Origin of the sequence: Kitasatospora sp. NPDC001539, assembly GCF_040298565.1 — a bacterium.
In the GTDB taxonomy this organism is placed as follows: Bacteria; Actinomycetota; Actinomycetes; order Streptomycetales; family Streptomycetaceae; genus Kitasatospora.
Genome location: NZ_JBEPAK010000101.1, coordinates 1 through 23,962, shown reverse-complemented (window position 1 = coordinate 23,962; position 23,962 = coordinate 1). Strand labels below are relative to the sequence as shown.

The following is a 23,962-nucleotide window of genomic DNA, read 5'->3' as shown; positions in this document are numbered from 1 at the left end:
GCCAGGACGGTGCGGTAGCCGTGCCGGTTGACCAGGGCGGGCGTGGCCAGTTCGCCGACCCCGGGCGGGGCCGGCGCGGTGGACACGGCGCTGACGCTGGGGCTCCAGCAGAGCGCGTCGATGGAGAAGGGCGGGGCGCTGGCGGCGGTGGCGCTGTTCCGGCTGCTGACGCTGATCCTGCCGGTGCTGCCGGGCTGGGCGGCGATGGCCTGGCTGCAACGCCGCAAGGCGCTGTAGGCGGCTGCTGCCCCGTCGGCCGCTACTCCCGGTAGTCGTCCTCGTCGAGCTGGACCACCCGGCTCTGCTCGGCGGCGTCCGCGACGTCGGTGGCCGGGTCCGCGCCGAGGGCCCGGCGCTCGGCGACTTCGTCGTACTCGTCGCCGGTGGGTTCCTCGTCGTCGGGCTCGACGGCCTCGTCGGCCTCGTCGATCAGGTACTCCTCGTGATTCTGCGGCATGGCGTCCGTCCTCGGTGTTCGGATGCTCCCACGGATGGCGTACTGGCAGTATCCGCCGCCGGACGCCCGCACGCGATCAGCGCGAGCCCTCCGGGCGTGTTGCCAGGGCCGCAACCGGGCCGCAACCGGGCCGCAGCCCGGTGGGTCGCCGTGCACGGCGCCGCGCGCGGGTCGCCGTCCGCCCGGCGACGGTGCCCCGGCGGCCGCGCGGACCGCCCCGCAGGCCACCGGGGGTACGATCGGTGCCGTACCCAGGGCTGACCCGCACCCACCCGGTGGCCCCGAGGCCTTGACGAACGACGGCCCCCGCGAAGGACGGCCCTCAGGAACGACGGGAAGCGCATGTCCGGCTCGCACTACTTCACCGGTGCACCCGAGGTCGCCAGCGAACGCCGGCCGATCACCGTCTCCCTCCCGGACGTCACCCTGGAACTGACCACCGACGCCGGGGTGTTCTCCCGCAGCCGGCTCGACCCGGGCACCCGGATCCTGCTGGAGCACGCCCCGCAGCCGCGGGTGCGCGGCCCGATCCTGGACGTCGGCTGCGGCTACGGCCCGATCGCGCTGACCTGGGCGACCCGCCGCAAGCGGCTGCCGGTGTGGGCGGTGGACGTCAACGAGCGGGCGCTCGAACTGGTCCGGCTGAACGCCGAGGCGCTGGGGCTGGGCAACGTCCGGGCCGCGCTGCCCGACGACGTCCCCGAGGACGTCCGCTTCGCCACCATCTACTCCAACCCGCCGATCCGGATCGGCAAGGCCGCGCTGCGCGGGCTGCTGACGCACTGGCTCGGCCGGCTGACCCCGGACGGGTCGGCGTTCCTCGTGGTGCAGAAGCACCTGGGCTCGGACTCGCTGCAGAAGTGGCTGAACGAGCAGGGCTACCCGACCTCCCGGGTCACGTCGGTCAACGGGTTCCGGATTCTGGAAGCACGGCCCCGCCCGGAAGCGGGCGAGGGCTCGGAGAGTGGACGGGGAACGACGTCGTGAAGCAGCTGCGCGGGACCGAACTGAAGCGTCTGCACCGCTCGTGGCGGCGCAGCAACGAGTTCCGGCTCGCGATGATCCTGGAGAACCTGCAGTCGCCGTTCAACGTCGGCTCGGTCGTCCGGACCGGGGCGGCGATGGGCGCCGAGAAGCTGTACCTGACCGGGGACACCCCGTCGGTGCGCTCCTCCGGCGCTCAGAAGGCCGCGATGGGCACCGACAAGTACCTGAAGGTCGAACACTTCCCGACCGTCGCCGAGGCGGTGGCGGCCGCGAAGGCGGACGGCTTCAAGGTGGTCGGGCTGGAACTGGCGGACGAGGCCGTGCCGATGTTCGCCGCCGAGCTGACCCCGGCGGTGGCCTTCGTGCTCGGGCACGAGGACCGCGGGATCACGCCGGAGGCACTGGCGCTCTGCGACCAGGTGGTGTTCGTGCCGCAGCTGGGCCGGGTCGGCTCGCTGAACGTCTCGGCGGCCGCGACGGTGGCCTGCTACGAGGCCCGCCGCCAGGGGTACGCGATCAGCGGCACCCCGGACGGAACCGACGCCGGGGGCGACTTCGGCGACGAGGACTGACCCGCGACCTCGGCGACGACGAGGCCGCGCGGCCGTCGGACGACCGGGAGGGGTGGGCCGGGAAGGCCCACCCCTCCCGCCGCGTCCGGGGCGCCGCGTGACTCCTGCGGAGGATGACATCCGGCCCACGGGCCCGTGCGCGCCGGGGCGGCGCCGGGGCGGTCAGCCCGGCGTCAGCTGAGCGTCAGCGCCGCGCGCGACCGTAGTGGGCATGACGTCGATCACGGCAGTCTCCAGCTGCCTTCCCGACACCATCCCGATCGCCCGCTTCCAACAGGAACTGCAGCTGACGGACGTCCAGTTGCGGCGCTACCAGCGCTTCTACGGACTCGCCGAGGTGTGCCGCGACCCCGAGGCCACCGAGACCGAGCTGCTGCTGCGCGCCGCGACCAAGCTGGTGGAGCTGCGCGGACAGGAACAGCGCGTCAAGTACGTCCTCCAGGCCCGCACGATGCCCTCGCCGCTGCCCTACCCGATGACCTCGCTGCGCCCGCTCCAGACCGAACTGGGCCTGGAGCACGCCGCCGCGTTCGTCGTCTCGCACCACGCCTGCGCCTCCGGGCTGCTCGCCCTGGACCTGGCCGGCACCCTGCTCGCCGCCGACCCGGACCCGGACGCGCTGGCCCTGGTGGTGGCCGGGGAGAAGGCCTGCACCACCCGCACCCAGTCCATCCCGGACGTGACCGTGATGGGCGAGGGCACGGTGGCCCTCCTGGTCAGCGCGGACCGCACCGGGCCGGACCGCATGATCGGCTACGCGGCGCGCACCCACCCGCGGTTCGGCGACGAGTTCATCATGGGCGAGGAGGCCGCCAAGGAGTTCCAGGACCTCTACGGGCCGGGCCTGTGCGAGGTGATCGACGCCGCCCTGGCGGAGGCCGACTGCAAGCTGGACGAGCTGGCGCTGGTGCTGCCCCACAACGTCAACCGGCTGTCCTGGCTCGGCGTCTGCCGGGACCTCGGGCTGCCGGTCGACAAGGTCTTCCTCGACCTGATCGGCGACACCGGCCACTGCTTCTGCGCCGACCCCTTCATCAACCTGCAGAAGGCCACCGAGCTGGGGCGGCTGCGCCCCGGCGACCGCTACCTGATGACCAGCGTGGGGCTCGGGGCGACCTTCGCCGCGATGGTCCTCGAGCACTGACGGCGCCCACTGCACCGCGGGCGCCCACCGCACCGCGGGCGCCGTCAGGACCGCGGGCGCCGTCAGCACCCACACGAGAATGGACGAGGTCGAGATGCACCTTCCCTCCGCCGGCTTCAGCGCGCGCCTCAAGCGCGCGGTGACCGGATCCGCGGACACCCCGCTGGTGTTCCTGGGCAACTTCGAGGTGGAGAACCACTGGGCGCTCGGCGAGCCCGCGCTGCCCCGGGTCGCCGCGCACGCGGGCAGCGCGGTGGTGAACCGGATGGACGAGTTCGCGCTGCTGCTCGGCGGCAAGGACGACCACGTCGTGCTGAAGACCCCGCTGGACCGGGGCTACCGCGGCTACCTGGAGGGCCTCGGCCTGGAACTGCCCACCGTGCACGTGGTGTCCGGCCAGGATCCGCGGCGCACCGTCAGCGAGGACGCCCTCGCCGACCCGGCGCTGTGCGCCGCCCTCGCCGACCTGGCCGCCGAGGGCGCCCGGCTGAGCGCGCACGGCGTCTCCGCCGTCGAGGAGCAGCTGTCCGCCCGTACCGGGCTGCCGCTGGCCGCGCCCACCGCGGCGGTCTGCAAGAAGGTCAACAGCAAGGTGTACAGCCGTCGGCTCTCCGACGAGCTGGGCATCCGGCAGGCCCGCGGCTGGGCCTGCGAGACGCTGGAGGAGCTGGCCGGGGCGGTGGCCGCGGCCGGCGAACTGCTGGACGCCGGGCGCAAGGTGGTGCTCAAGGACGCCTTCGGGGTGTCCGGCAAGGGCATCGTGGTGCTGGACAGCGCGGCCCGGCTGGGCCGGCTGCACCGGATGGCCGTGCAGCAGGCCGAGAAGGCCGCGGCGGCCGGGGGCGGGGCGCCGCGCACCGCGCTGGTGATCGAGGAGTGGGTCGCCAAGCGCTGCGACCTCAACTACCAGTTCACCGTCGGCCGGGACGGCTCCACGCACTTCGACTTCGTCAAGGAGCTGCTCACCGAGGGCGGGGTGCACAAGGGCCACCGCATCCCGGCCCGGCTGTCCGAGGCGCAGGTCGCCGAGATCGCCGGGACGGCGCTGCGGCTCGGCGAGCGGCTCGCCGCCGACGGCTACCACGGCGTGGTCGGCGTGGACGCGATGGTCGACCCGGACGAGGGCCTCTACCCGGTGGTCGAGATCAACGCCCGCAACAACATGTCCACCTACCAGAACGTGGTGCACGAGGGCGGCCTGGCCGGGACCGAGGAGGTCGCCGTCGCCCGGCACTACCCGCTGCGGCTGACCCGCCCGCTGCCCTTCGCCGAGCTGGCCGGGGTGCTGGACGGGCTGCTGCTGACCGGCCGCGGCCCCCGCCCGCGCGGCCTGTTCGTCAACAACTACGCCACGGTGAACGCCGCGTGGTCCGAGGACGCCGCCGACGGCGTCGAGGGCCGGCTGTACGGCGTGCTGGTCGGCGCCTCCGACGAGGAGATCGCGGCGATCGACACCGACATCACCGGCCGCCTCGCGGCCCTCCCGGAACGGAGCCGAGCGTGAGCGTCGCATTCGAGGTCCAGGGCCTCGGGATCACCGAGCTGGCCGAGGAGTTCGGCACCCCGCTGTACCTGTACGACGGCGAGGAGATCACCACCCGGTTCCGGGGGCTGCGCGCGGCGCTGCACCCGGCGATGGAGGTCTTCTACTCGCTGAAGGCCAACCCCAACATCTCGATCTGCGCGCTGCTGCACAGCTGCGGCGCCCGGGCCGAGGTCTCCTCGCTGACCGAGCTGGTCACCGCGCTCCGGGCCGGGGTGGGCCCGCAGGACATCATCTTCCTCGGCCCCGGCAAGAGCCGCGCGGAGGTGGCGGCCTGCCTGGACGAGGACGTCCACGCGATCGTCTGCGAGTCGGTCCTGGAGCTGGGGCTGATCGACGGGCTGGCCCGCGAGCGCGGCACCGTCGCGCGGGTCGTGCTGCGGGTCAACCCGAGCTTCCAGGTCAAGGGTTCGGGGCTGACCATGGGCGGCAAGCCGCGGCAGTTCGGCACCGACGAGGAGCTGCTGCTCGCCGAGGGCAAGGGACTGGCCGGACGGTACCCGAACGTGCGGCTGACGGGCGTCCAGGTCTACCTCGGCACCCGGATCCTGTCCGAGGAGTCGGTGGTCGAGAACACCCGCCGGATCTTCGAGCTGGCCGAACGCCTCTCCGCCGAGCTGGACTTCCCGCTGGAGACGGTGGACGTCGGCGGCGGACTCGGCATCGCCTACTTCGACAACGAGAAGGACCTCGACGTCCAGGTGCTGACCGCCGGCCTCAACCCGCTGATCGAGGACTTCGCCGGGCGGCACCCGGGCACCCGGCTGATCATGGAGCTGGGCCGGTTCCTGGTCGCCGCCTCCGGCACCTACGTGACCAGGGTGCGCTACACCAAGACCTCGATGGGCGAGAACTTCGCGGTCACCGACGGCGGCACCAACCACCACATGGCGGCGGTCGGCATCGGCTCGTACGTCAAGCGCAACTTCCCGATGGCCGCGCTGGAGCGGCTGGACGAGCTGGCCACCGAGCCCTGGCACATCACCGGCCCGCTGTGCACGCCCAACGACGTGATCGGCAAGAAGGTGCCGATGCCGCCGCTGCGGCCCGGCGAGCTGATCGGCGTGCAGCGCTCCGGCGCGTACGGGCCGACCGCCTCCCCGGTGCACTTCCTGAGCCACGGCTACCCGGCCGAGGTGCTCGTCCTCGACGGCCGGGCGCACCTGGTCCGCGAGCGCGACGACGTGGACGCGATGCTGGCCGGCCAGCGGCTGCACCGGCCCGCCGGCCACGACAACTGACCCGAACCCGGCGCCGACCGGCGGCCGGAACCAGAGCGAGGAGCACACCGTGAGCGACACCGTGACCGACCCGAAGTACGTCGACGCCGTCCGCCAGGGCCTCTCCCAGGTCCTCGACAAGGACGTCTCCGGCGCCGACGAGAACGTCCGGCTCTTCGACGAGCTGGGCCTGGACTCCAGCAGCGCGCTGGAGCTGCTGATCACCATCGAGGAGATCCTCGACGTGCAGTTCGACGCCGACGAGCTGGACATGACCCACTTCGAGACGGTGGGCTCGCTGGCCGGCTTCGTCGCGGCGGAAGCGGACGCCTGAGCATGTTCCGCGCGACCGCGCCGGTACGGCGCACCCACCCGGCCGGCCCCGCGGCGCTGCCCCGGCTCGTCCGGGCGGCCGCGTACGCCCCGCCCGGCCCGGGTGGGCCGTACCGGCCGCAGGACGCGCGGGAGCGGGAGGAGTTCTACGCCGAACTCGGGGCGCCCTACGGGCTGTCCTTCGACCGCGACCAGTTCGCCGCCGCCGGGCGGCGCACCTCGGCGCAGCTGGCCGACGGCGCACTGGACGCGCTCGGACCGCTGACCGCCGAGGACGCCCCCCAGCTCGCGGTGATCGCCTACGCCGCACCGGACTTCGAGCACAGCGAGCTGGTCGCCTCGTGCGTGAAGCGGCGGCTGCCGGGCGGGCCGCTCGCCTTCGCGGTCTCCGACCAGGGCCGGCTGGCGCCGTTCAGCGCGCTGCGGGCGGGCGTGGAGTACGCCCGGCGGTGCGGCTGGACCCGCCTGCTGCTGCTGGCCGTGGACCAGGGCACCCAGCCCTTCCCGCTGCCCGCCGAGCCGTCCCCGGACGCCGTGCGCGGGGACGCGGCGGTCGCGCTGCTGCTGCGCTGGGACGGCGGCGACCGGCCGCTCGGCGGCCTCGCCCAGGGGCGGCCCGAGCCTGCGCTGTTCGCCGCGTGGCCGGACGGCGCGGCCCTGGCGGCCGGCTCCGGCCTCGCCGACTGCCCCGGACTCCCGCCGCACCACGGGCCCGCGGTGCGCGCGCGGAGCGGCCGGCCGGCCACCGGGAGCTGGAGCGCACTGCTCGCCGTCGACGGCGGCGACCGGCCGGTGGTCGTCGCCGACTACGACCGGCAACGCGACTTCCTGGCCTACTGCACGCTGCACACGGGGGAGTTGAGACACGGATGACCGTTCCGGCCGAGGTGCGGGAGCACTGGCGGGAGGCGAGGACCGGTGCGCGCACCGACGGACTCGTCCCCGCCCTGACCCTGCTGTCCCGCGCGCTCTCCCCGGGCGCCCCGCCCCGGGGGCCGCGCGGCCACGCCGTGGTGCCGCGCGAACTGCTCGACGAGTACGGCGGGTACGGCGAGTCGGTGGAGGACGGCGAAGCGCCGGGAGCCGACGACGGCGCCCTCGCGGGCCTCGCCGTCCTCCACCCCGCCGCCGATGCGCGGACCCCGCCCGGCCCCGACCCGCAGCTGTGGGGCACCGGCCTGGCCTGGCTGCGGCTCGGACACTCCGAGCGGCTGCGCGGGGCCTGCGTCGCCTACCTCGCCGCCCGCCGGGTCGAGGGCACCTCGCTGCTGCTTCAGCAGATGGTCAAGGGCGCGCTCGCCGACGCCCTGATCGAGCAGCTGGAGATCGCCGGCGTCCTGGAGCAGCTGACCGAGGCCGCCGACGGCGCCGAGGAGGGCGACCCGCTCGCGCCCGCCCGCCCGCTGGACGCCCGCGCCGTCGCCCGGTTGCAGGCCCAGATCACCGAGGTCGACCGCGCGCTGCTGCGGCTGCTCGGCGCGTACGGCTTCACCGCCGAGGGGCCCGGCCGGGCGGCGTACGCCTCCGAGCTCCTCGCCGACGTCTACTGCGGCTGGCCCGGGCCCGCCGAGCACCGCCGCGACACCTCCGAGGGGACCGTGTGAGCACCCTGCCAGGCCCGCTGCGCACCACCCACCGCTTCGTCCGGCAGTGGGCCGACGACCTGCGGGCGGGCGCCCTGGAACTGGACCGGGACCCGGACGCCGTGCACCGCTACCTGGACCTGCCGGCGGTCCGCTTCCTGGCCGGCCACCTGACGCCCCCGCAGTGGGAACGCGCCGACGACGGCCCCGGCAGCGGCCCCGCGCACGGCCTGGCCACCCTGGAGCGCGTCCTGATCAGCGAGGAACTGGCCCGCGGCGACGCCGGGATGATGCTCGGCTCGCCCGGCGCCTCGATGACCGGGGTGCTGCTCGGCGTGCTGGGCAGCCCGGCCCAGCGGGAGTGGGTGTACGGCCGCCTGGCCGAGCGCCCGCGCTGGACCTGCTTCGCCCTCACCGAGCCGGACCGCGGCTCCGCGATCGGCGAGATGACCACCACGCTGACCCCGGTCGGCGACGGCTCGTACCTGCTGGACGGCGAGAAGCGGTACGTCGGCAACGCGGCCCGGGCCGACCTGGGGGCGGTCTTCGCCCGGGTGGCCGGGACGGAGCGGCTGGGCGTGCTGGCCGTCCTGGTGGACACCGCCGATCCCGGCTACCGGGCGGAGCCGCTGCCCACCCTGGGCCTGCGCGGGGTGCAGCTGTGCCGGGTCGTCCTCGACCGGGTGCACGTCCCCGCCGAACGGGTGCTCGGCGCCCACCTGCCGCCGACCCGGCGGGGGATGTGGGGCATCGTCTCGGTCTTCAACCGGCTGCGCCCGAGCGTCGCGGCGATCGCGCTCGGCATCGCCCGGGCCGCGCACGACTACGTCGCCGAGAACCGCAAGGAACTGCGCGGCGCGGAGCGGGACGAGCACGAGGCGCTGGGCCGACGGATCGACGCCGCACGGCAGTTGACCTACCGGGCGGCGCTCGCGGTGGACCGGAGGTCGTCCGACGGCCACCTGGCGTCGGCGGCGAAGGCCCGGGCCTGCGAGGTGGCCGAGGAGGTCACCCTGCGCGCGCCCGGCTTCTTCGGCCCCGGTGCCCGACTCGACCACCCCCTGCTGGACAAGCTCGCCCGGGACGCCCGGGGCGTGGAGTTCATGGAGGGGACCCGCAACATCCAGAAGCTCAACCTCTTCCAGGGGCTGCACACCGGAAAGGTGGACCGGATCTGAACGGCACCGGAGAACCGGTCGAGATCCGGCTGATCCCGCTGTCCGGCGCCGACGGCCCGGACGCGGAGGATCAGCCGGTTCCGGCCGTGCTGGAGGAACTGCTCGACCCGGACGAGCGGGCGCGCGCCGACCGCGGCCGGCTCCCCGGGATGCGGCGCCGGTTCGTGCTCGCCCACGCGGCCGTCCGGATCGTGCTCGGCGAGCGCCTGGGCCGTCCGCCGGACGGGCTGCGCCTGGTCCGCGGCCGCTGGGGCAAGCCGTCCGTCGCGGACGCGCCCTGGCTGCACTTCAGCCTCTCCCACTCGGGCGATCTGGCGCTGCTGGCGGTGGCTCCGCGGCCGGTCGGGGTGGACGTCGAACTGGTCCGCCCCGGCCTGGACGCCGACCGGCTGGCCCGGCGCTTCTTCCCGCACCGGGAGAGGGAGTTGGTGGCCAGCGGCGGACGTCCGGCGTTCGCCCGGCTGTGGACCAGGAAGGAGGCCTGCGTGAAGGCGGCCGGGGGCCGGCTGACCGAGGGCATGGCGCTCCCGGTCGCCCACGCCGCCGCCCAGGCCACCGTGCGCGGCCCCGCGGGCGGACCGCTCACCGGGCCCTGGAGGGTCGCCGACCTGTCGCTGCCGGAGGGGTACGCGGGGTCCGTCGCGCTGCTCGGCGACGGGCCCTTCGCCGTGTCCTCGGCCGTGTGGTGTCCGGTGACGCCGGAGACCACCGGGCCGGGGATTCGCCGACCGGGCGTCAAGTAGAGAAAACTCCCCCACGAGTCGGCGGTTTTGCACCCGTGAGCCCGCGCCGGAGCGTCACTAGATTTCTCCGGGGCGAGCGCACCCCGCACCGCACGGCCGGACTCCAGAACCGGCCCGCGCCGGCTCCGGCGATTCCGCCGAGGAGGAGGGACCGTGATCGTGGAAGGCAGGAACGTGATCACCAGGGCAGCCCGGTGGAGCGCCGTGCACCCCTGGTGGGCGATCGCGATCTGGGTGGCGTTCGTGGTCGGCGCCCTCGTGGTCGGCGGCCTCACCGGCACCCGGCAGGCCACCGCCTCCGACCTCTCCATCGGCCAGTCCGGACGGGCCGCCGCGATCGCCCGCAGCGGCGGCCTGCAGGAGCGCGCCGTGGAGAACCTGCTCATCACCTCCTGGAACGGCGGACCGCTCGACACCGACCGGGCGCAGTCCGCGGCCGAGGCCGCCACCCGGGGCCTGCGCACCCTCGGCGGCATCGCCGCGATCGGGCAGCCGCAGCCCGCGCCGGACGGCTCCGCGCTGCGCGTGCCGGTCACCCTCGACGGGGACCCGGAGACGGCCGCCGGGCGGGTGCAGCCGCTGCTCGACCGCGTCGCCGAGGCCCGGCAGGGGCACAGCGACGTGCGGATGGAGCTGGTCGGCGCGGGGTCGATCAAGGCCGGGCTGAACGACATGCTGGGCCGGGACCTCCGCAAGGCGACGGTGCTCAGCCTGCCGATCACCCTGCTGGTGATGGTCCTCGTCTTCGGCGCGGTCGTCGCCGCGAGCGTCCCGGTGGTGATCGGCCTCTCCTCGGTGCTGGCCGGCCTCGGCCTGTGGGGGGTGGCCTCGCAGGTGGTCCCCGATCCCGGGCCGGTGGGCCAGTTCATCGTGCTGACGGGCATGGCGATCGGCGTCGACTACTCGCTCTTCTACCTCAAGCGCCAGCGCGAGGAGCGGGCGCTGGGCGCCGACACCATCGACGCGATCGAGATCGCGGCCGCCACCTCGGGGCACTCGGTGCTGGTCTCCGGGGTGGTCGTGATGGTGTCGATGGGCGCGCTCTACCTCGCCGGGCACATCGCCTTCGAGGGGATGGCCACCGGGGCGGTGATCGTGGTCGCGATCGCGATCATCTCCTCGCTGACCGTGCTCCCTGCCCTGCTCTCCCGCTTCGGCCGCTTCCTGGACGTCCCCCGCCTGCCGATGGTGTGGCGGTTCACCGGGCGGGGCGGGGTCAAGCCCCGGCTCTGGTCGACGATGCTCAAGCCCTCGCTGCGCCACCCGGTGATCGCGCTGGTCGCCTCGGTCGGCGTCCTGCTGCTGCTCGCGCTGCCGGCCCTGGGGCTCAAGCTCAAGGCCACCGGGATCGACGACCTGCCCCGGTCGATCCCGGCGATGCAGGCCTACGAGCGGCTGACCCACTCCTTCCCGAGCCAGTCCGACACCCACACGGTGGCCGTGACGGCCCCGGCCGGCCGCTCGGCGGAACTGGGCGCGGCGGTGGCCGAGCTGGTCCAGCAGGCGATGGCGGACGACCTCTTCGTCCACGACCCGGGGCCGGTGGTGCGGACCTCCGCGGACGGCACGGTCGCCACCGTGGCGATCGGCACCCGGTTCGCGAGCGGCTCGGCGCAGGCCCGCGCCTCGCTGGACCGGCTGCGCACGGACCTCGCCCCGCACACCCTCGGCGCGGTCGAGGGCGCCCGGTTCGCCGTCGGCGGCAGCGACGTGGCGTACGACGTGGACTACCGGGCGAACGTGATGGACAAGCTGCCCTGGGTGCTCGGGGCGGCACTGGCGCTGACCTTCCTGGTGATGGCGCTCGCCTTCCGCTCGGTGGTGCTGGCCGCGATCACCGTGGCGCTCAACCTGCTCTCCGCGGCGGCCTCCTTCGGCCTGCTGGCGCTGGTCTTCCAGCCGACCTGGGCGCAGGGGCTGCTGCACTTCGAGTCCACCGGGCGGGTGGTCGCCTGGATGCCGCTGATGCTCTTCGTGATCCTGCTCGGACTCTCGATGGACTACCACGTCTTCGTGGTCAGCCGGATCCGGGAGGCGGCCCGCGGCGGGCTGTCGCTGCGGGAGGCGGTCGAGCAGGGCATCACGCGCACCGCCGGGGTGGTGACCAGCGCGGCGGCGGTGATGGTCTGCGTGTTCGCGCTGCTCGCCTCGCTCCACTACATCGAGATGAAGCAGCTGGGCGTGGGCATGGCCTGCGCGGTGCTGCTGGACGCGACGCTGATCCGGATCGTGGCGCTGCCGGCCGTGATCACCCTGGTCGGCTGGAGGACCTGGTGGCCCTCCCGGCTGGCCCGCCAGTCCTCCGGCCGGACGGCCCGGATGCCCGCGATCGTGGCGGCCGCGGGGGCCCGCACGACGCTTCCGTAACAGCCGGCCCGACCGGCACGGCCAGGTGGAACGGCCGGGGCGGTGCCCGGGGCCCGTCCGACGACCTCCGTCGGGCGGGCCCCGGGGACCGCCCCGGCCGATTCGTGCGTGCACGGCGTCATCGAGTAGGTGCCGCAAGGGGTTTGACGCCGCATGTCCCGTGGTGGTTTGTTACGTGAGTTGTAGAATCGCGCAGGCGTTCGTCGTGCGCGGGCGGCTTCCCGAGCGGGAGGGCGCATCCACGACGGAGCGCACCACGGAGCGGGGGTCCGGTGTGGTGGGGCAGCACGGGGAGAGCGGCCTCGCCTCGGCGCGCTGGCGCGACGAACTTGCCAGAGTGGGCGCGCTCTCGGGCCGGGAGCGCCAGGTCTTCGACCTGATCGGGGCCGGGCACTCCAACCGCGGGATCGCCGACCGGCTGCACGTCACCGAGCGGACGGTGAAGGCCCACGTCGCCAGCATCCTGGCGAAGTTGGGGGTCGAGTCCAGGCTCCAGGCCGGACTGGTGGCCCAGGTCCACCAACTCATGTACGAAGGTACATGGCCGGACGAGCCACGCGTGACCGATACTTGACCGGCGCGAATGATACCCGGGCTTTTCCCCTTCTTCACACCCCTTCAAACAAGTGGACCGCTTTCTGCAGTGGCGCTCCGAGGGATCGACGGAAAAGCTTGTGGCTGGAGTTCACCGCTACGGACGGGGAATTTGGTGTACATCTCCATATTAGGACCGCTGTTGATCGGCGACGGTCAGCGCACCGTCGGACTACGGGCGAAGAAGAACCGCGTGATGCTGACCATGCTGGCCCTGAACGCCGGCCAGGTGGTCGCCTTCGACGAACTCATCGACGAGCTGTGGGGGGAGGCGTCGCTGAAGAACGCGCGGAACGCGCTGCAGGCCAATGTGAAACGAATGCGGAAATCCCTGGCCGAACTCGGCCTGGAAAGACCGGACCAGGAGTTGATCCGCACGGTCGACAACGGCTACATGCTGGACGTCCCGGAGGAGGCGGTCGACGCGTACCGCTTCCTGCGGACGGCGGAGAAGGGCGCGGGGCTGGTCGAGCACCGGCCGTACGAGGCGATGGACACGCTGCGCGGGGCGCTGGCGATGTGGCGCGGACCGGCGCTGCTCGACACCAGCGACGGCCCGTGGTGCCGGGCCGTCGCGCTGCGACTGGACGAGCAGCGCAAGACCGCCCGCGAGGACCTGATCGCGGCGCAGCTGCAGGCCGGCGAGGCGGGGACGGTGGTGGCCGAGCTGAAGCAGCTGCTCGCCCAGTACCCCGAACGGGAGCGGTTCAGCGAGCAGTTGATGATCGCGCTGTACCGCTGCGGCCGGCAGTCGGAGGCCGTGGACATCTTCCACCGCACCCGCAGGTGGCTGGACGACGAGCTGGGGCTCAAGCCGAGCCGCCGGCTGCACCACCTGTACCAGGCGATCCTGATGCAGGACCCCTCCCTGTAGCCCGGGGCGAGGGCAGTTCGCCCCGGGCAGGGGGCACGTCAGCGGTTCCGCAGGGCGGCGTCGGTGATCGCACCGATCCGCCCTGCGGCGTCCCTGCCGAGCATCTCCTCGTGACCGCAGGGCACCCGGTGCACGGTGAGCGGCCCGGTCAGGTGGGGCCGCCAGCGGTCGGCGAGCCCGTCCCGGTCGGCCGGGGCGGCGGCCGCCGGCTGCTCCTCGGCGACGAACAGCAGCAGCGGCCCGTCGAACCGCCCCGGGGTGAACTCCCGGGCGGTGTCGGTGTGGTGGCGCATCACCGCCATCAGCCGGGCCAGCTCCTCCTCCTCGATGCCCGTCCCGGCGGCGTGGTGGGTCAGGAAGGCCGTGCGGATCTCCTCGTCGGTGGGGTTGCGGTCCCCCGGGTGCACCGGGTGGACGTCCAGCGCCGCCAGGAAGGCCACCCGCTCGCCCGCCGCCTGCAGTTGGACGGCCATCTCGTGCGCGACCAGCCCGCCGAACGACCAGCCCAGCAGGTGGTACGGGCCCCGCGGCTGCACCTGCCGGATCCGCGCCAGGTAGTCGGCCGCCAACTCCCTTACGTCCAATGGCTTGCGCCACTGCCCGGCGGGCGCCGCGATGCCCTCGGACTGCAGCGCGTACACCGGCCGGTCCGGGTCCAGGTGGGCGGCCAGTTCGGCGTACGGCAGGCCGAAGCCGACCCCGCCGTGCACGCAGAACAGCGGCTCGGCGCCGCCGGACGGGCGGATCGGCAGCAGCGGCTCCAGCAGGGCCGCCGGAAGCCGCTCGCCGCCCTCCGGGCGGGGCGTGGCCGGGCGGGCGACGGCGGCCAGCGCCGCCACCGTCTTGTGGGTGAACACGTCGGCCAGCGCGAGCGTGAACCCGGCCTTGGCGGCCCGGCCGACGACCTGCACCGAGCGCAGGCTGTCGCCGCCCAGCGCGAAGAAGTCCCCGTCCGCGTCGACCCGTTCGAGCCCGAGGACCTCGCCGAAGACGGCTGCGATCGCCTCCTCGGCGGGGGTGCGCGGCGCCCGTCCGCCGCCCGCGGCACCGCCGCCCGCCGTGCCGGAGGCCGCCGTGCCCGGCTCCGGCAGGGCGGCGACGTCGAGCTTGCCGTTGGCGGTCAGCGGCAGCGCGGGCAGTGTCACCAGGGTCGCGGGCACCATGTGCGCGGGCAGCGACTCGCCCAGGAAGGCGCGCAGCACCGGCACGTCGACGGCGGCCACCCCGGGCACCGGCACCACGTACCCGACCAGCAGCGGCACGCCGGTCGGTGAGGGGCGGACCCGCACCGCGGCCTGCACCACCACCGGGTGCCGGGTCAGCGCGGCCTCGATCTCGCCGAGCTCGATCCGGAAGCCGCGCAGCTTGACCTGGTGGTCGACCCGGCCGACGTAGTCGAGCGCGCCGTCGGGCCGGCGGCGGACCAGGTCCCCGGTGCGGTACATCCGGCCGCCGGGCGGCCCGTACGGGTCGGCGACGAAGCGCTCGGCGGTGGTCACCGGACGGCCCAGGTAGCCGTGGGCGAGGCCCGCCCCGGCCAGGTACAGCTCACCGGTGACGCCGACCGGGGCGGGGGCGAGCGCCGCGTCCAGCACGTACGCGCGGTGGCCGCCGAGCGGGCGGCCGATCGGCGGGCGGCCGTCGCCGGGGCCCAGCGGGTCGCTCCAGGTGGCGCAGACCGAGGCCTCGGTCGGGCCGTAGGCGTTGCGCAGGACGACCCTCCCGGCGAGCCGCTCGAGCAGCGCGGGCGGGCAGGCCTCGCCGCCGACGGCCAGCACCAGGTCGGCGGGCAGCGGCGCACCGTCGGGCAGGCCGGCCGCGACGGTCGGCGGCAGGATCGCGTGGTTGACCCGGTGCTCGGTGATCAGCGCGGCCAGTTGCTCGCCGGAGAGCCGGCTCTCGTCGGTGGCGAGCACCAGGGTGCCGCCGGCGAACAGCGAGGCGGCCAGCTCCCACACGGTGGCGTCGAAGCTGAAGGAGGCGAACTGCAGCACCCGGGCGTCCGCCCCCGCGTGGAGGGCGCGGAGGTTGGCGACCAGGTTCGCCGCCCCGGAGTGCGGCACGGCGACGCCCTTGGGGCGGCCGGTGGAGCCGGAGGTGTAGATGACGTACGCGGTGTCCCGCGGGGTGAGCGGCCGGGTGCGCTCGGCGTCGTCCGGGTCGGTGTCCCGGTGGCCGGCCAGTTCCGCGACCGTCTCCGGCGCGTCCAGGGACAGCGGGACGACGCCCTCCGGCAGCCCGGGCAGCGCGACGCCCTCGGCGGTCAGCACCTGGACGGGCCGGGCGTCGCCGAGCATGTGGGCGATCCGCCCGGCCGGGTAGCGCGGGTCCACCGGCAGGTAGGCGGCGCCGGTCTTGAGCACCGCGAGCAGCGCCACCACCAGCTGTGCCGAGCGCGGCAGGGCGAGCGCCACCAGGTCCCCCGGGCCGACCCGGCGGGCCAGCAGCAGCCGGGCCAGCCGGTTGGCGCGGGCGTTCAGCTCGCGGTGGTCCAGGCGCAGGGTGCCCGGCCCGGCCGGGACGGCGTCGGGGACCACCAGGGCCGGGCGGTCCGGGGCGCCGGCGGCGGCGCTTTCCAGCAGCGCGGTCAGGGTGGTGGCCGGGGCGGCGGCGGGCGGTCCGCTCCACTCCTCCAGCAGGACCCGCCGCTCCTCGGCGGTGAGCAGCTCCAGGGCGCTGAGCGGGGCGTCGGGGGTGCGGGCGGCGGAGGCCAGCAGGGTGGCCAGGGAGCGCGCCAGCCGGGTCGCGGTGGCGGCGGTGAAGAGGTCCTCGCGGTACTCCAGCAGGATGTCCAGGCCGGCCGGGGCGCCGTCCGTCCCGGTGCGCTCGCGGACCTGGAAGGAGAGGTCGAACTTGGCCGTCGCGGTGCCGAGCGGGATCACCTCGGCCGTGAGGCCCGGCATCGCGGGCAGCGGCTCGGCGGCGTTCTCGAAGGCCAGCACCACCTGGAACAGCGGCTGGCGGCCCGTCGAGCGGACCGGGTTGAGCTCCTCCACCAGGTGCTCGAAAGGCAGTTCGGCGTGGGCGAAGGCGGTCAGGTCGGTCTCCCGGACCCGCCCGAGCAGGTCGCGGAACGCCGGGTCGCCGGAGGTGTCGGTGCGCAGCACCAGGGTGTTGACGAAGAAGCCCACCAGGTCGCGGACGGCCTCGTCGGTGCGTCCGGCCACCGGGCTGCCGAGCGGGATGTCGGTGCCCGCGCCGAGCCGGGTGAGCAGGGCGGCCAGCCCGGCCTGGACGGCCATGAACAGGCTGGCGCCGCCCGCCCGGGCCAGCTCGGCGAGCCGGGCGTGCGCCTCGGCGGGCAGCTCGCAGCCGACCTCGCCGCCGCGGTGGCCGGCCCGGGCCGGGCGGGGGAAGTCCAGGGGCAGCTCCAGCTCCTCCGGGATGCCGGCCAGCGCCTCGCGCCAGTGGGCGAGTTCGACGGCGGCGAGGCTGTCCGGGTCGTCCTTCGCGCCGAGCAGGGCGCGCTGCCACAGGGCGTGGTCGGCGTACTGCACCGGCAGCGGCCGCCAGTCGGGGGAACGGCCTTCGGCCCGGGCCCGGTAGGCGGTGGTGAGGTCGCGGGCGAGCGGGCCGAGCGACCAGCCGTCGGCGGCGATGTGGTGCACGGTCAGCGCCAGCGCGTGGTCCTGCGGGCCGAGGACGAACAGCGTGGCGCGCAGCGGCACCCGGGCGGACAGCGCGAAGGGCCGGGCGGCCTCGGCGGCCAGCGCGGCGGCCAGCTCGCCGGCCGGCAGCCGCACCGACTCCAGCCGGGCGCCCGCCTGCTCGGCCTCGGCGGCGGTCAGCACCAGCTGGGAGGGCAGGCCGTCGGCCTCGGCGAAGACGGTGCGCAGGCTCTCGTGCCGGTCCAGCACGTCCCGGACGGCGGCGGCCAGCGCCGCCGTGTCCAGCGGGCCGGTGAGGCGGACGGCCAGCGGGATGTTGTAGGCGCCGGTCGGGCCGTCCAGCTTGTCCAGGAACCAGAGCCGCTCCTGGGCGTAGGACAGCGGGACGGTGGCGGGCCGCTCGCCGGCGCGCAGGGCGGGCCGGGCGGGCGCCGTCGGCCCGGGGGGCTCCGCGGCGGCGGCCCCGCCGGCTCCGGCCGGGGCGGCCTCCCGGCTCCCCGCCGGGTCCGCCTGACCGGGCGCGCCGCCCGGCGGGAGGGCGCGGGCCAGCGCCTCGGCCGTGCGGGCGTCGAAGAGCGCCCGCACCGGCACGTCCACCCCCAGCACCGCGCGCAGCCGGTTGACCACCCGGGTCGCCGACAGCGAGTGCCCGCCGAGCTCGAAGAAGTCGTCGTCCGCGCCGACCCGGGCCAGCCCGAGGGCCTCCGCGAAGACGCCGCAGAGCAGTGCCTCGCGCTCCCCCTCCGGTTCGCGCCCGGTGCCCGCCCGCTCGTCCGGCGGGGCGGGCAGGGCCTTGCGGTCGACCTTGCCGTTGGGGGTCAGCGGCAGCTCGTCCAGGGGGACGTACACGGCGGGGACCATGTGCGTGGGCAGCACCGATGACGCCCGCTCCCGCAACCGGTCGCGGTCGGTCCCCGCCGGTACGACATAGGCGACCAGGCGGGCGTCCCCCGCCCGGTCGGTGCGGGCCGTGACGACGGCCCGCCGGACGCCGGGCTGGGCGGCCAGCACCGACTCGATCTCGCCCAGCTCGATCCGGTGGCCGCGGATCTTGACCTGGAAGTCGCCGCGCCCGGCGTACTCCAGCACCTCCCCGGCGGCGTCCCAGCGGACGATGTCGCCGGTGCGGTACATCCGGGTGCCGGGCGGCCCGTACGGGTCGGCGGTGAAGCGCTCGGCGGTCAGGCCGGGGCGGTTGAGGTAGCCGCGGGCCAGGCCGCTGCCGGCCAGGTAGAGGTCCCCGTAGGTGCCGTCCGGGACGGGGCGCAGCGCGCCGTCCAGGACGTACGCCCGGGTGTTGGCGATCGGGGCGCCGATCGGCGGCGGGCCCGGGCGGTCGGTCAGCGGCGCGGCGGTGGACCAGACGGTGGTCTCGGTCGGGCCGTACACGTTGGTCACCGAGGCGCAGTGCGCGGTGAGCGTGCGGGCCAGCGGCTCGGGCAGCGCCTCGCCGCCGACCAGGGCGCGCAGTCCGGCCAGCCGCGGGGCGTGGTCGGCGGCCAGCGTCTGCCACAGGCTCGGGGTGGCCTGGAGGACGGTGGCGCCCAGGACGGTGACCGCCTCGGCCAGCGCGGCCGGGTCCCGGACGGTCGCGCGGTCGGCGACCAGCAGTTCGGCGCCGGTGGCCAGCGGGACGAACAGTTCCAGGTTGGCGATGTCGAAGCCGAAGGTGGTGACGGCGAGCAGCCGGTCGGCGGGGGTGACGGCGAAGCGCTCGGCCATGTCCCGGACCAGGTTGACCAGCGCGCCGTGCGGCACCACCACGCCCTTGGGGCGGCCGGTGGAGCCCGAGGTGTAGATGACGTACGCGGGGTGGCCGCCGGCCGGTGCGGTGGTCGCCACGCGCTGCCCGGGCGCGGTGGGGAGGCCGTCGTCCAGCAGCCACGTCCCGGGTTGGTCGCCGAGGCGGTCGCGCACCCGGCGGTGGGTCAGGGTGACCACCGGGGCGGCGTCGTCGAGCATGTGGCGCAGCCGGTCCACCGGGTGGTCCGGGTCCAGCGGGAGGTAGGCGGCCCCGGTCTTGAGGACGGCCAGCGCGGCCGTCACGAGGTCGCAGGAGCGGTCCAGGGCGATCGCCACCACCCGCTCAGGGGCGGCCCCGGCGGCGACCAGGCGGGCGGCCAACTCGTCAGCTCGGGCGTGCAGTTCGCGAAAGGTCAGGCACTCCTCGCCGCACCGTACGGCGGGTGCGTCCGGGGTGCGGGCGGCCTGGGCGTCCAGCAGCGGGGCGAGCCAGGGGCCGGGCGGCGAGGTCGCGGTGGCGTTGCGCTCCTCGACGATCCGCAGCCGCTCGTCCTCCCCCAGCACGTCGAGGCGGCCGCAGGGCTGGTCGGGTGCGGCCACGGCGGCGGCCAGCAGCCGGGCGAAGCGCCGCCCGACCAGCTCGGCCCCGGCGCGGGGGACCAGCGCGGGCAGGTGGTTCACGGCGAGGCCGAAGGGGCTGCCGGGGAACACGGTGAGGGTGAGCGGGAAGTCGGTGGCCGAGCGGATGTCGACGCCGGTCACCCGGGGGCCGTCGCCGGGTGCGACGTGCAGGCTGCCCATCGGGTAGTTCTGGAACATCAGCGCGGTGTCGAAGAGTTCGCCGCGCACGGGGGTGAGCTGCTGCACCTCGGCCAGGGTGAGGTGCTCGTGCGGCAGCAGGTCCGTCTGGGAGCGCTGGACGGCGGCGAACAGTTCGGCCGGGGTGCGGGCCGGGTGGACGTCCACCCGCACCGGCAGGGTGTTGGCGAACAGGCCGACCATCCGCTCGACGTCCGGGAGGCCGGCCGGGCGGCCGGAGCTGACCGCGCCGAACAGCACGGTGTCCTGGCCGGTCAGCCGGGACAGCAGCAGCGCCCAGCAGCCCTGCACCACCGCGTTGACGGTCAGACCGCGGGCACGGGCGAAGGCGGTCAGCGCCTCGGACACCGCCGGGTCGAGGTCCAGCGGGACGGCCTGCGGCAGCGCACCGGCGCCCTGCGGCCGGTCCGCGCCCGCGGCCACCAGCCGGGTCGGCTCCGTCACGCCGGCCAGCGCCGCCCGCCAGGCCGTCCGGGCGGCCTCCTTGTCCTGCGCCCCGAGCCAGGCCAGGTGGGCCTGGTAGCGGGCCGGCTCCCCGGCGGTGGCCTCCCGGCCCGGCTCCCCGGCGGTGGCGGCCCGGCCCGGCTCCCCGGCGGTCGCGCCCCGGCCCGGGTGCGGGGCGGCCGCGTCACGGGCCGACTCGGCCAGTTCGCCGAGCAGGGTGACCATCGACCAGCCGTCCAGCAGGATGTGGTGGACGGTCCACACCAGCCGGCAGCGCCCGTCGCCGGCCCGGGCCAGGGTGAGCCGGTGCAGCGGCGGGCGGGCCAGGTCGAAGCGGCGCAGCCGGTCCTCCTCGGCCAGCCGCTCGAACTCGGCCGAGGCCGCCGCTCCCCCGGCCGGCACCGCCACCTCGCGCCAGGGCAACGCGACGGCGGTCGGCACCACCTGGATCGCCTCGCCGTTCCTGCGGTGCCGGAAGCAGGCCTTGAGGTTCGGGTGCCGCTCCAGCAGCCCCTGCGCCGCGGTGCGCAGCGCGGCGGCCTCGGCGTCGGTCAGCTCCTCGAAGTCGAGCACCAGCTGAACGGTGTAGACGTCCGTGCCCTCGCGGTCGTACTCCGAGAGGAAGAGCAGCCCCTGTTGCAGTGGCGAGAGCGGAAGGACTTCACTGATGGCGGACGGCCGATTCAAACCGGGCTCCTCACGGAAGGCCTGCACGGTGCGGTGCAAGTGCGGTGCACGTACGGAATAACAAACGTTTTCCGATCGCACTGACGGCCAACTGACCGGCAACTGACGGACGGCTGACGCACGCCGTCGAACGGCGCCGTTCCCGGTGGTCCGGGCCCCGTCAGCAATCCGTCAGCCCCTCGTCAGCGACCGGCGCGAGGCTTGCCGCCGAGGCTAATTCGTTACCGAAGGCCAGGAGTCCCCCGTGCCGGTCATTTCCGCGTCGCACGAATTCGAGGTCAGTGACCTCTTCGTGAATCTTCAGCCGATCTTCGGGCACCGCCTCTTCCTGAAAGTGGAGGGATTCAACTTCGCCGGATCCATCAAGCTGAAAGCGGCCAGGGAAATGGTCGCCCAGGCCGAGGCGTCCGGCGTGCTCGGCCCCGGTGCGACGCTGGTGGAGTCCTCCTCCGGGAACATGGGCGTGGCGCTCAGCGTGCTCGCGGCCGCCCGCGGCTACCGCTTCATCTGCGTCACCGACTCCCGGTGCAACGAGGCGACCCGGCGCACCATGGAGTCCTACGGCACCGAGGTGCACCTGATCACCGAACCGCACGAGACCGAAGGCTTCCTCGGCGCGCGGATCCGGCACGTCCGCGCCCTGCTGGCCGCCGACGACCGCCGGGTGTGGCTCAACCAGTACCTGAGCCCCGGCAACTGGATGGCCCACTACCGCACCACCGCGCCCGCCATCGCCCGGCAGTTCCCGGACCTGAACGTGCTGTTCGTCGGCGCCGGCACCACCGGCACCCTGATGGGCTGCGCCCGGTACTTCCGCGAGCGCCGCCCCTCGGTGCGGGTCGTCCCGGTCGACAGCGTCGGCTCGGTCACCTTCGGCACCCCGCCGGGCACCCGGCACATCCCGGGCCTGGGCACCAGCGTGCGGCCACCGCTGCTGGACGACTCGCTGGTCGACCGCGCGGTCCACGTCGAGGAGCGCGACACCGTCCGCACCTGCCGCGCGTTGATGCGCGGCGGCTTCATGTTCGGCGGCTCGACCGGCACCGCGGTGAGCGGGGCGCTGCGCTGGCTGGACGACCACCACGGCGACGGCACGGGCGGGGTGCGCGAGCGGGTGACGGCCGTGACCATCGCGCCGGACCTGGGCGAGCGGTACCTGGACACCGTCTACCACGACGAGTGGGTGGTGCGCTCGATCGGCCCGGAGGGCCTGCTGCCCGGCATCGGGGCCCGGGAGCCCGGTGCGGGCGTCGGCGGGCGGCTGCAGCCGGTCACCGGCTGACCGCGACGGGCCGGACCAGAGTTCCGAGATTTTCCGAGGCGTGCTGAGGCGAGGATGACGGAGAGCAAGGCATTGACGACGAACCCGGGCGCTGTCCTTCCGCTCACCGCGGCGCAGGCCGAGATCTGGTTCGACGAGCAGTTCGCCGCCGGGCCGCTGGCCTACAACATGGCGGACTACATCGAGCTGCGCGGGCCGCTCGACCCCGAGCTGCTCGGCCGGGCGCTGCAACGGCTCGGCCACGAGGCCGAGGGGCTGCGGGTGCAGTTCGTCGAGGAGGACGGCACACCCGGCCAGATCATCCGCCCGCTGGCCCGACTCCCCCTCAGGGAGCTGGACCTCAGCGGTGAGCCGGAGCCGCTGGCGGCCGCCGAGCGGTGGATGCGGGCCGACCACGCCGACCCCATCAAGGTCACCGACTTCCCGCTGTTCCGAGGCGCGCTGATCACGCTCGGCCCCGAGCACCACCTGCTCTACCTCTGCATGCACCACATCCTGGCGGACGGCTACAGCCGCGGGCTGATGTACCCCAGGCTCGCCGGCCTCTACACCCGGCTGGGCGCCGGGGCCACGGCCCGGGAACTGGACGCCGACGCCATTCCGCCGTTCCACCGCCTGCTGGACGCCGAACGCGACTACCTCGGCTCCAGGATGGTCGAGAAGGACCGCGCGTACTGGACCGACCGGCTCACCTCCGAGCGGCACGGCGCGCTGCCCGAACTGGTCTCGCTCTCCGACCAGGAGCCGGCCCCCGCCCGGGTCGCCCTGCGGCGCACCGCCCGGCTCTCCGCCGGGACCACCGCCGCGCTGCACGCCCTCGCGCAGGACGGCAAGGTCACCCTGCCGGTGCTGATGGTCGCCGCGACGGCCGCGTACACCCAGCGGGTCACCGGCGTTGCGGCGCCGCTGCTCACCCTGCCGGTGACCGGCCGGGTCGGCGCGATCAGCCGCTCGATCCCGGGCATGCTCGCCAACTACCTGCCGCTGGCCGTCCGGGTCCGCCCCGAGATGACCCGCACCGAGCTGCTGCGCGCGGCCTGGCGCGAGGTCTCCGGCGCCCTCCAGCACCAGCGCTACCGCGGCGACCGGGTCCGCCGGGACATCGGCCTGCGGATCGACGACCAGCGCGCCTTCGGGCCGTTCATCAACGTGCTCAACCAGGACCCGGAGCTGTCCTTCGGCGAGGCCTGCCGGGGCGTGGTGGTCAACCTCTCCACCGGCATCGTCAAGGACCTCATCATGACGGTCCTGAACGCGGACGACGGCACGGTCGAACTCCACCTGGACGGCAATCCGGAGCTCTACACCGGCGCCGAACTGGGCACCCACCTGGCCCGGTTCGCGACCTTCCTGGACACCCTCGCCGCCATGCCCGCCGACCGCCCGCTCGGCCAGGTCGGCCTGGGCGCGACCGGTGAGCCGCTCGGCCTGCTCGGCAGCCGGGCGGCGACGGCCGAGCCGGACGAGGGCCTGGTCGAGCGGGTGCGCGCGGTCGCGGCCGCCGCACCTGAGGCGGTCGCGGTGTACGACGGGCGGGAGCGGCTCGGCTACCGCGAACTGCTCGCCCGCGCCGCCGGATCGGCCGCCCGGCTCGCCGCGGCCGGGGTGGGCCGCGGCTCGGTGGTGGCGGTGTTCGCCGAGCCGGGCGCGCCCTTCGTCGCCGGGGTGCTGGCCGTCCAGGCGGTGGGTGCCGCGTACCTGCCGTTGGACCCGGCGGCGCCCGCCGCCCGCAACGCCGCCCTGCTGGCCGACAGCGGGGCCTCCCACCTGCTGGCCGGCGCCGG

General features: G+C 75.0%; 18 protein-coding genes. 16 read left to right on the top strand and 2 right to left on the bottom strand.

All coding sequences use genetic code 11. From position 1 onward, the window contains the following. Positions 1 to 42: 42 nt before the first annotated feature. Positions 43 to 237, top strand: a complete 195-nt coding sequence (locus tag ABT247_RS17650) for a hypothetical protein (protein ID WP_350743702.1) — start codon at positions 43 to 45, stop codon at positions 235 to 237. A 22-nt stretch (positions 238 to 259) separates the two neighbouring features. Here the strand turns inward: ABT247_RS17650 and ABT247_RS17645 are convergent, their stop codons facing one another. Then, complete coding sequence (locus tag ABT247_RS17645) at positions 260 to 457, bottom strand: hypothetical protein (protein ID WP_350743701.1); 198 nt, start codon at positions 455 to 457, stop codon at positions 260 to 262. A gap of 342 nt (positions 458 to 799) precedes the next feature. Here ABT247_RS17645 and ABT247_RS17640 point away from each other — a divergent pair, with 342 nt between their 5' ends. The 13 genes from ABT247_RS17640 to ABT247_RS17580 all read left to right on the top strand — a co-directional run bounded on the left by ABT247_RS17640 (position 800) and on the right by ABT247_RS17580 (position 13,595). Beyond that, a complete protein-coding gene (locus tag ABT247_RS17640) occupies positions 800 to 1,444 on the top strand; it encodes a class I SAM-dependent methyltransferase (RefSeq protein WP_350743700.1) in 645 nt (214 codons plus the stop codon). Next, positions 1,441 to 2,016, top strand: a complete 576-nt coding sequence (locus tag ABT247_RS17635) for a TrmH family RNA methyltransferase (RefSeq protein ID WP_350743699.1) — start codon at positions 1,441 to 1,443, stop codon at positions 2,014 to 2,016. The genes ABT247_RS17640 and ABT247_RS17635 overlap by 4 nt, the downstream gene beginning before the upstream one ends. A gap of 211 nt (positions 2,017 to 2,227) precedes the next feature. Then, positions 2,228 to 3,160, top strand: coding sequence for a 3-oxoacyl-[acyl-carrier-protein] synthase III C-terminal domain-containing protein (locus ABT247_RS17630; protein WP_350743698.1), 933 nt, complete (start codon positions 2,228 to 2,230; stop codon positions 3,158 to 3,160). A 79-nt stretch (positions 3,161 to 3,239) separates the two neighbouring features. Beyond that, positions 3,240 to 4,664, top strand: coding sequence for a preATP grasp domain-containing protein (locus ABT247_RS17625; protein ID WP_350743697.1), 1,425 nt, complete (start codon positions 3,240 to 3,242; stop codon positions 4,662 to 4,664). Then, complete coding sequence (locus ABT247_RS17620; protein WP_350743696.1) at positions 4,661 to 5,944, top strand: type III PLP-dependent enzyme; 1,284 nt, start codon at positions 4,661 to 4,663, stop codon at positions 5,942 to 5,944. Before ABT247_RS17625 ends, ABT247_RS17620 begins: the two co-directional genes overlap by 4 nt. Before the next feature lie 49 nt (positions 5,945 to 5,993). Continuing rightward, positions 5,994 to 6,257, top strand: a complete 264-nt coding sequence (locus ABT247_RS17615) for an acyl carrier protein (protein ID WP_350743695.1) — start codon at positions 5,994 to 5,996, stop codon at positions 6,255 to 6,257. 2 nt (positions 6,258 to 6,259) lie between these two features. Further along, the gene (locus ABT247_RS17610) at positions 6,260 to 7,129 is read left to right on the top strand and encodes a hypothetical protein (RefSeq protein WP_350743694.1); all 870 of its coding nucleotides are present in this window, start codon (positions 6,260 to 6,262) and stop codon (positions 7,127 to 7,129) included. Further along, positions 7,126 to 7,860 (top strand): acyl-CoA dehydrogenase family protein, encoded by a 735-nt coding sequence (locus tag ABT247_RS17605; protein ID WP_350743693.1) that lies wholly within the window; start codon positions 7,126 to 7,128, stop codon positions 7,858 to 7,860. Before ABT247_RS17610 ends, ABT247_RS17605 begins: the two co-directional genes overlap by 4 nt. Further along, on the top strand, positions 7,857 to 9,017 hold the full coding sequence (locus ABT247_RS17600; protein ID WP_350743692.1) for an acyl-CoA dehydrogenase family protein: 1,161 nt from the start codon (positions 7,857 to 7,859) through the stop codon (positions 9,015 to 9,017). Before ABT247_RS17605 ends, ABT247_RS17600 begins: the two co-directional genes overlap by 4 nt. An 86-nt stretch (positions 9,018 to 9,103) precedes the next feature. Further along, positions 9,104 to 9,760: a 4'-phosphopantetheinyl transferase family protein gene (locus ABT247_RS17595; RefSeq protein WP_350743691.1), complete on the top strand. Its 657-nt coding sequence runs from the start codon at positions 9,104 to 9,106 to the stop codon at positions 9,758 to 9,760. Positions 9,761 to 9,913: 153 nt separating this feature from the next. Continuing rightward, the gene (locus ABT247_RS17590) at positions 9,914 to 12,127 is read left to right on the top strand and encodes an MMPL family transporter (RefSeq protein WP_350743690.1); all 2,214 of its coding nucleotides are present in this window, start codon (positions 9,914 to 9,916) and stop codon (positions 12,125 to 12,127) included. A 175-nt stretch (positions 12,128 to 12,302) separates the two neighbouring features. Then, positions 12,303 to 12,701: a helix-turn-helix domain-containing protein gene (locus ABT247_RS17585; RefSeq protein WP_350743689.1), complete on the top strand. Its 399-nt coding sequence runs from the start codon at positions 12,303 to 12,305 to the stop codon at positions 12,699 to 12,701. A gap of 135 nt (positions 12,702 to 12,836) precedes the next feature. Next, complete coding sequence (locus ABT247_RS17580) at positions 12,837 to 13,595, top strand: AfsR/SARP family transcriptional regulator (protein WP_350743703.1); 759 nt, start codon at positions 12,837 to 12,839, stop codon at positions 13,593 to 13,595. A 38-nt stretch (positions 13,596 to 13,633) separates the two neighbouring features. On the opposite strand, the gene ABT247_RS17575 is transcribed toward ABT247_RS17580, so the two are convergent. Next, entirely contained in the window at positions 13,634 to 20,896 is a 7,263-nt protein-coding gene (locus tag ABT247_RS17575; RefSeq protein ID WP_350743688.1) for a non-ribosomal peptide synthetase, read from the bottom strand. Between the two features lie 244 nt (positions 20,897 to 21,140). Here ABT247_RS17575 and sbnA point away from each other — a divergent pair, with 244 nt between their 5' ends. Together sbnA and ABT247_RS17565 are read left to right on the top strand one after the other, a co-directional pair. After that, entirely contained in the window at positions 21,141 to 22,178 is a 1,038-nt protein-coding gene (gene sbnA, locus ABT247_RS17570) for a 2,3-diaminopropionate biosynthesis protein SbnA (protein ID WP_350743687.1), read from the top strand. A 54-nt stretch (positions 22,179 to 22,232) separates the two neighbouring features. Then, positions 22,233 to 23,962: condensation domain-containing protein (locus ABT247_RS17565; RefSeq protein ID WP_350743686.1), on the top strand; the 1,730-nt coding region annotated here is incomplete at its 3' end.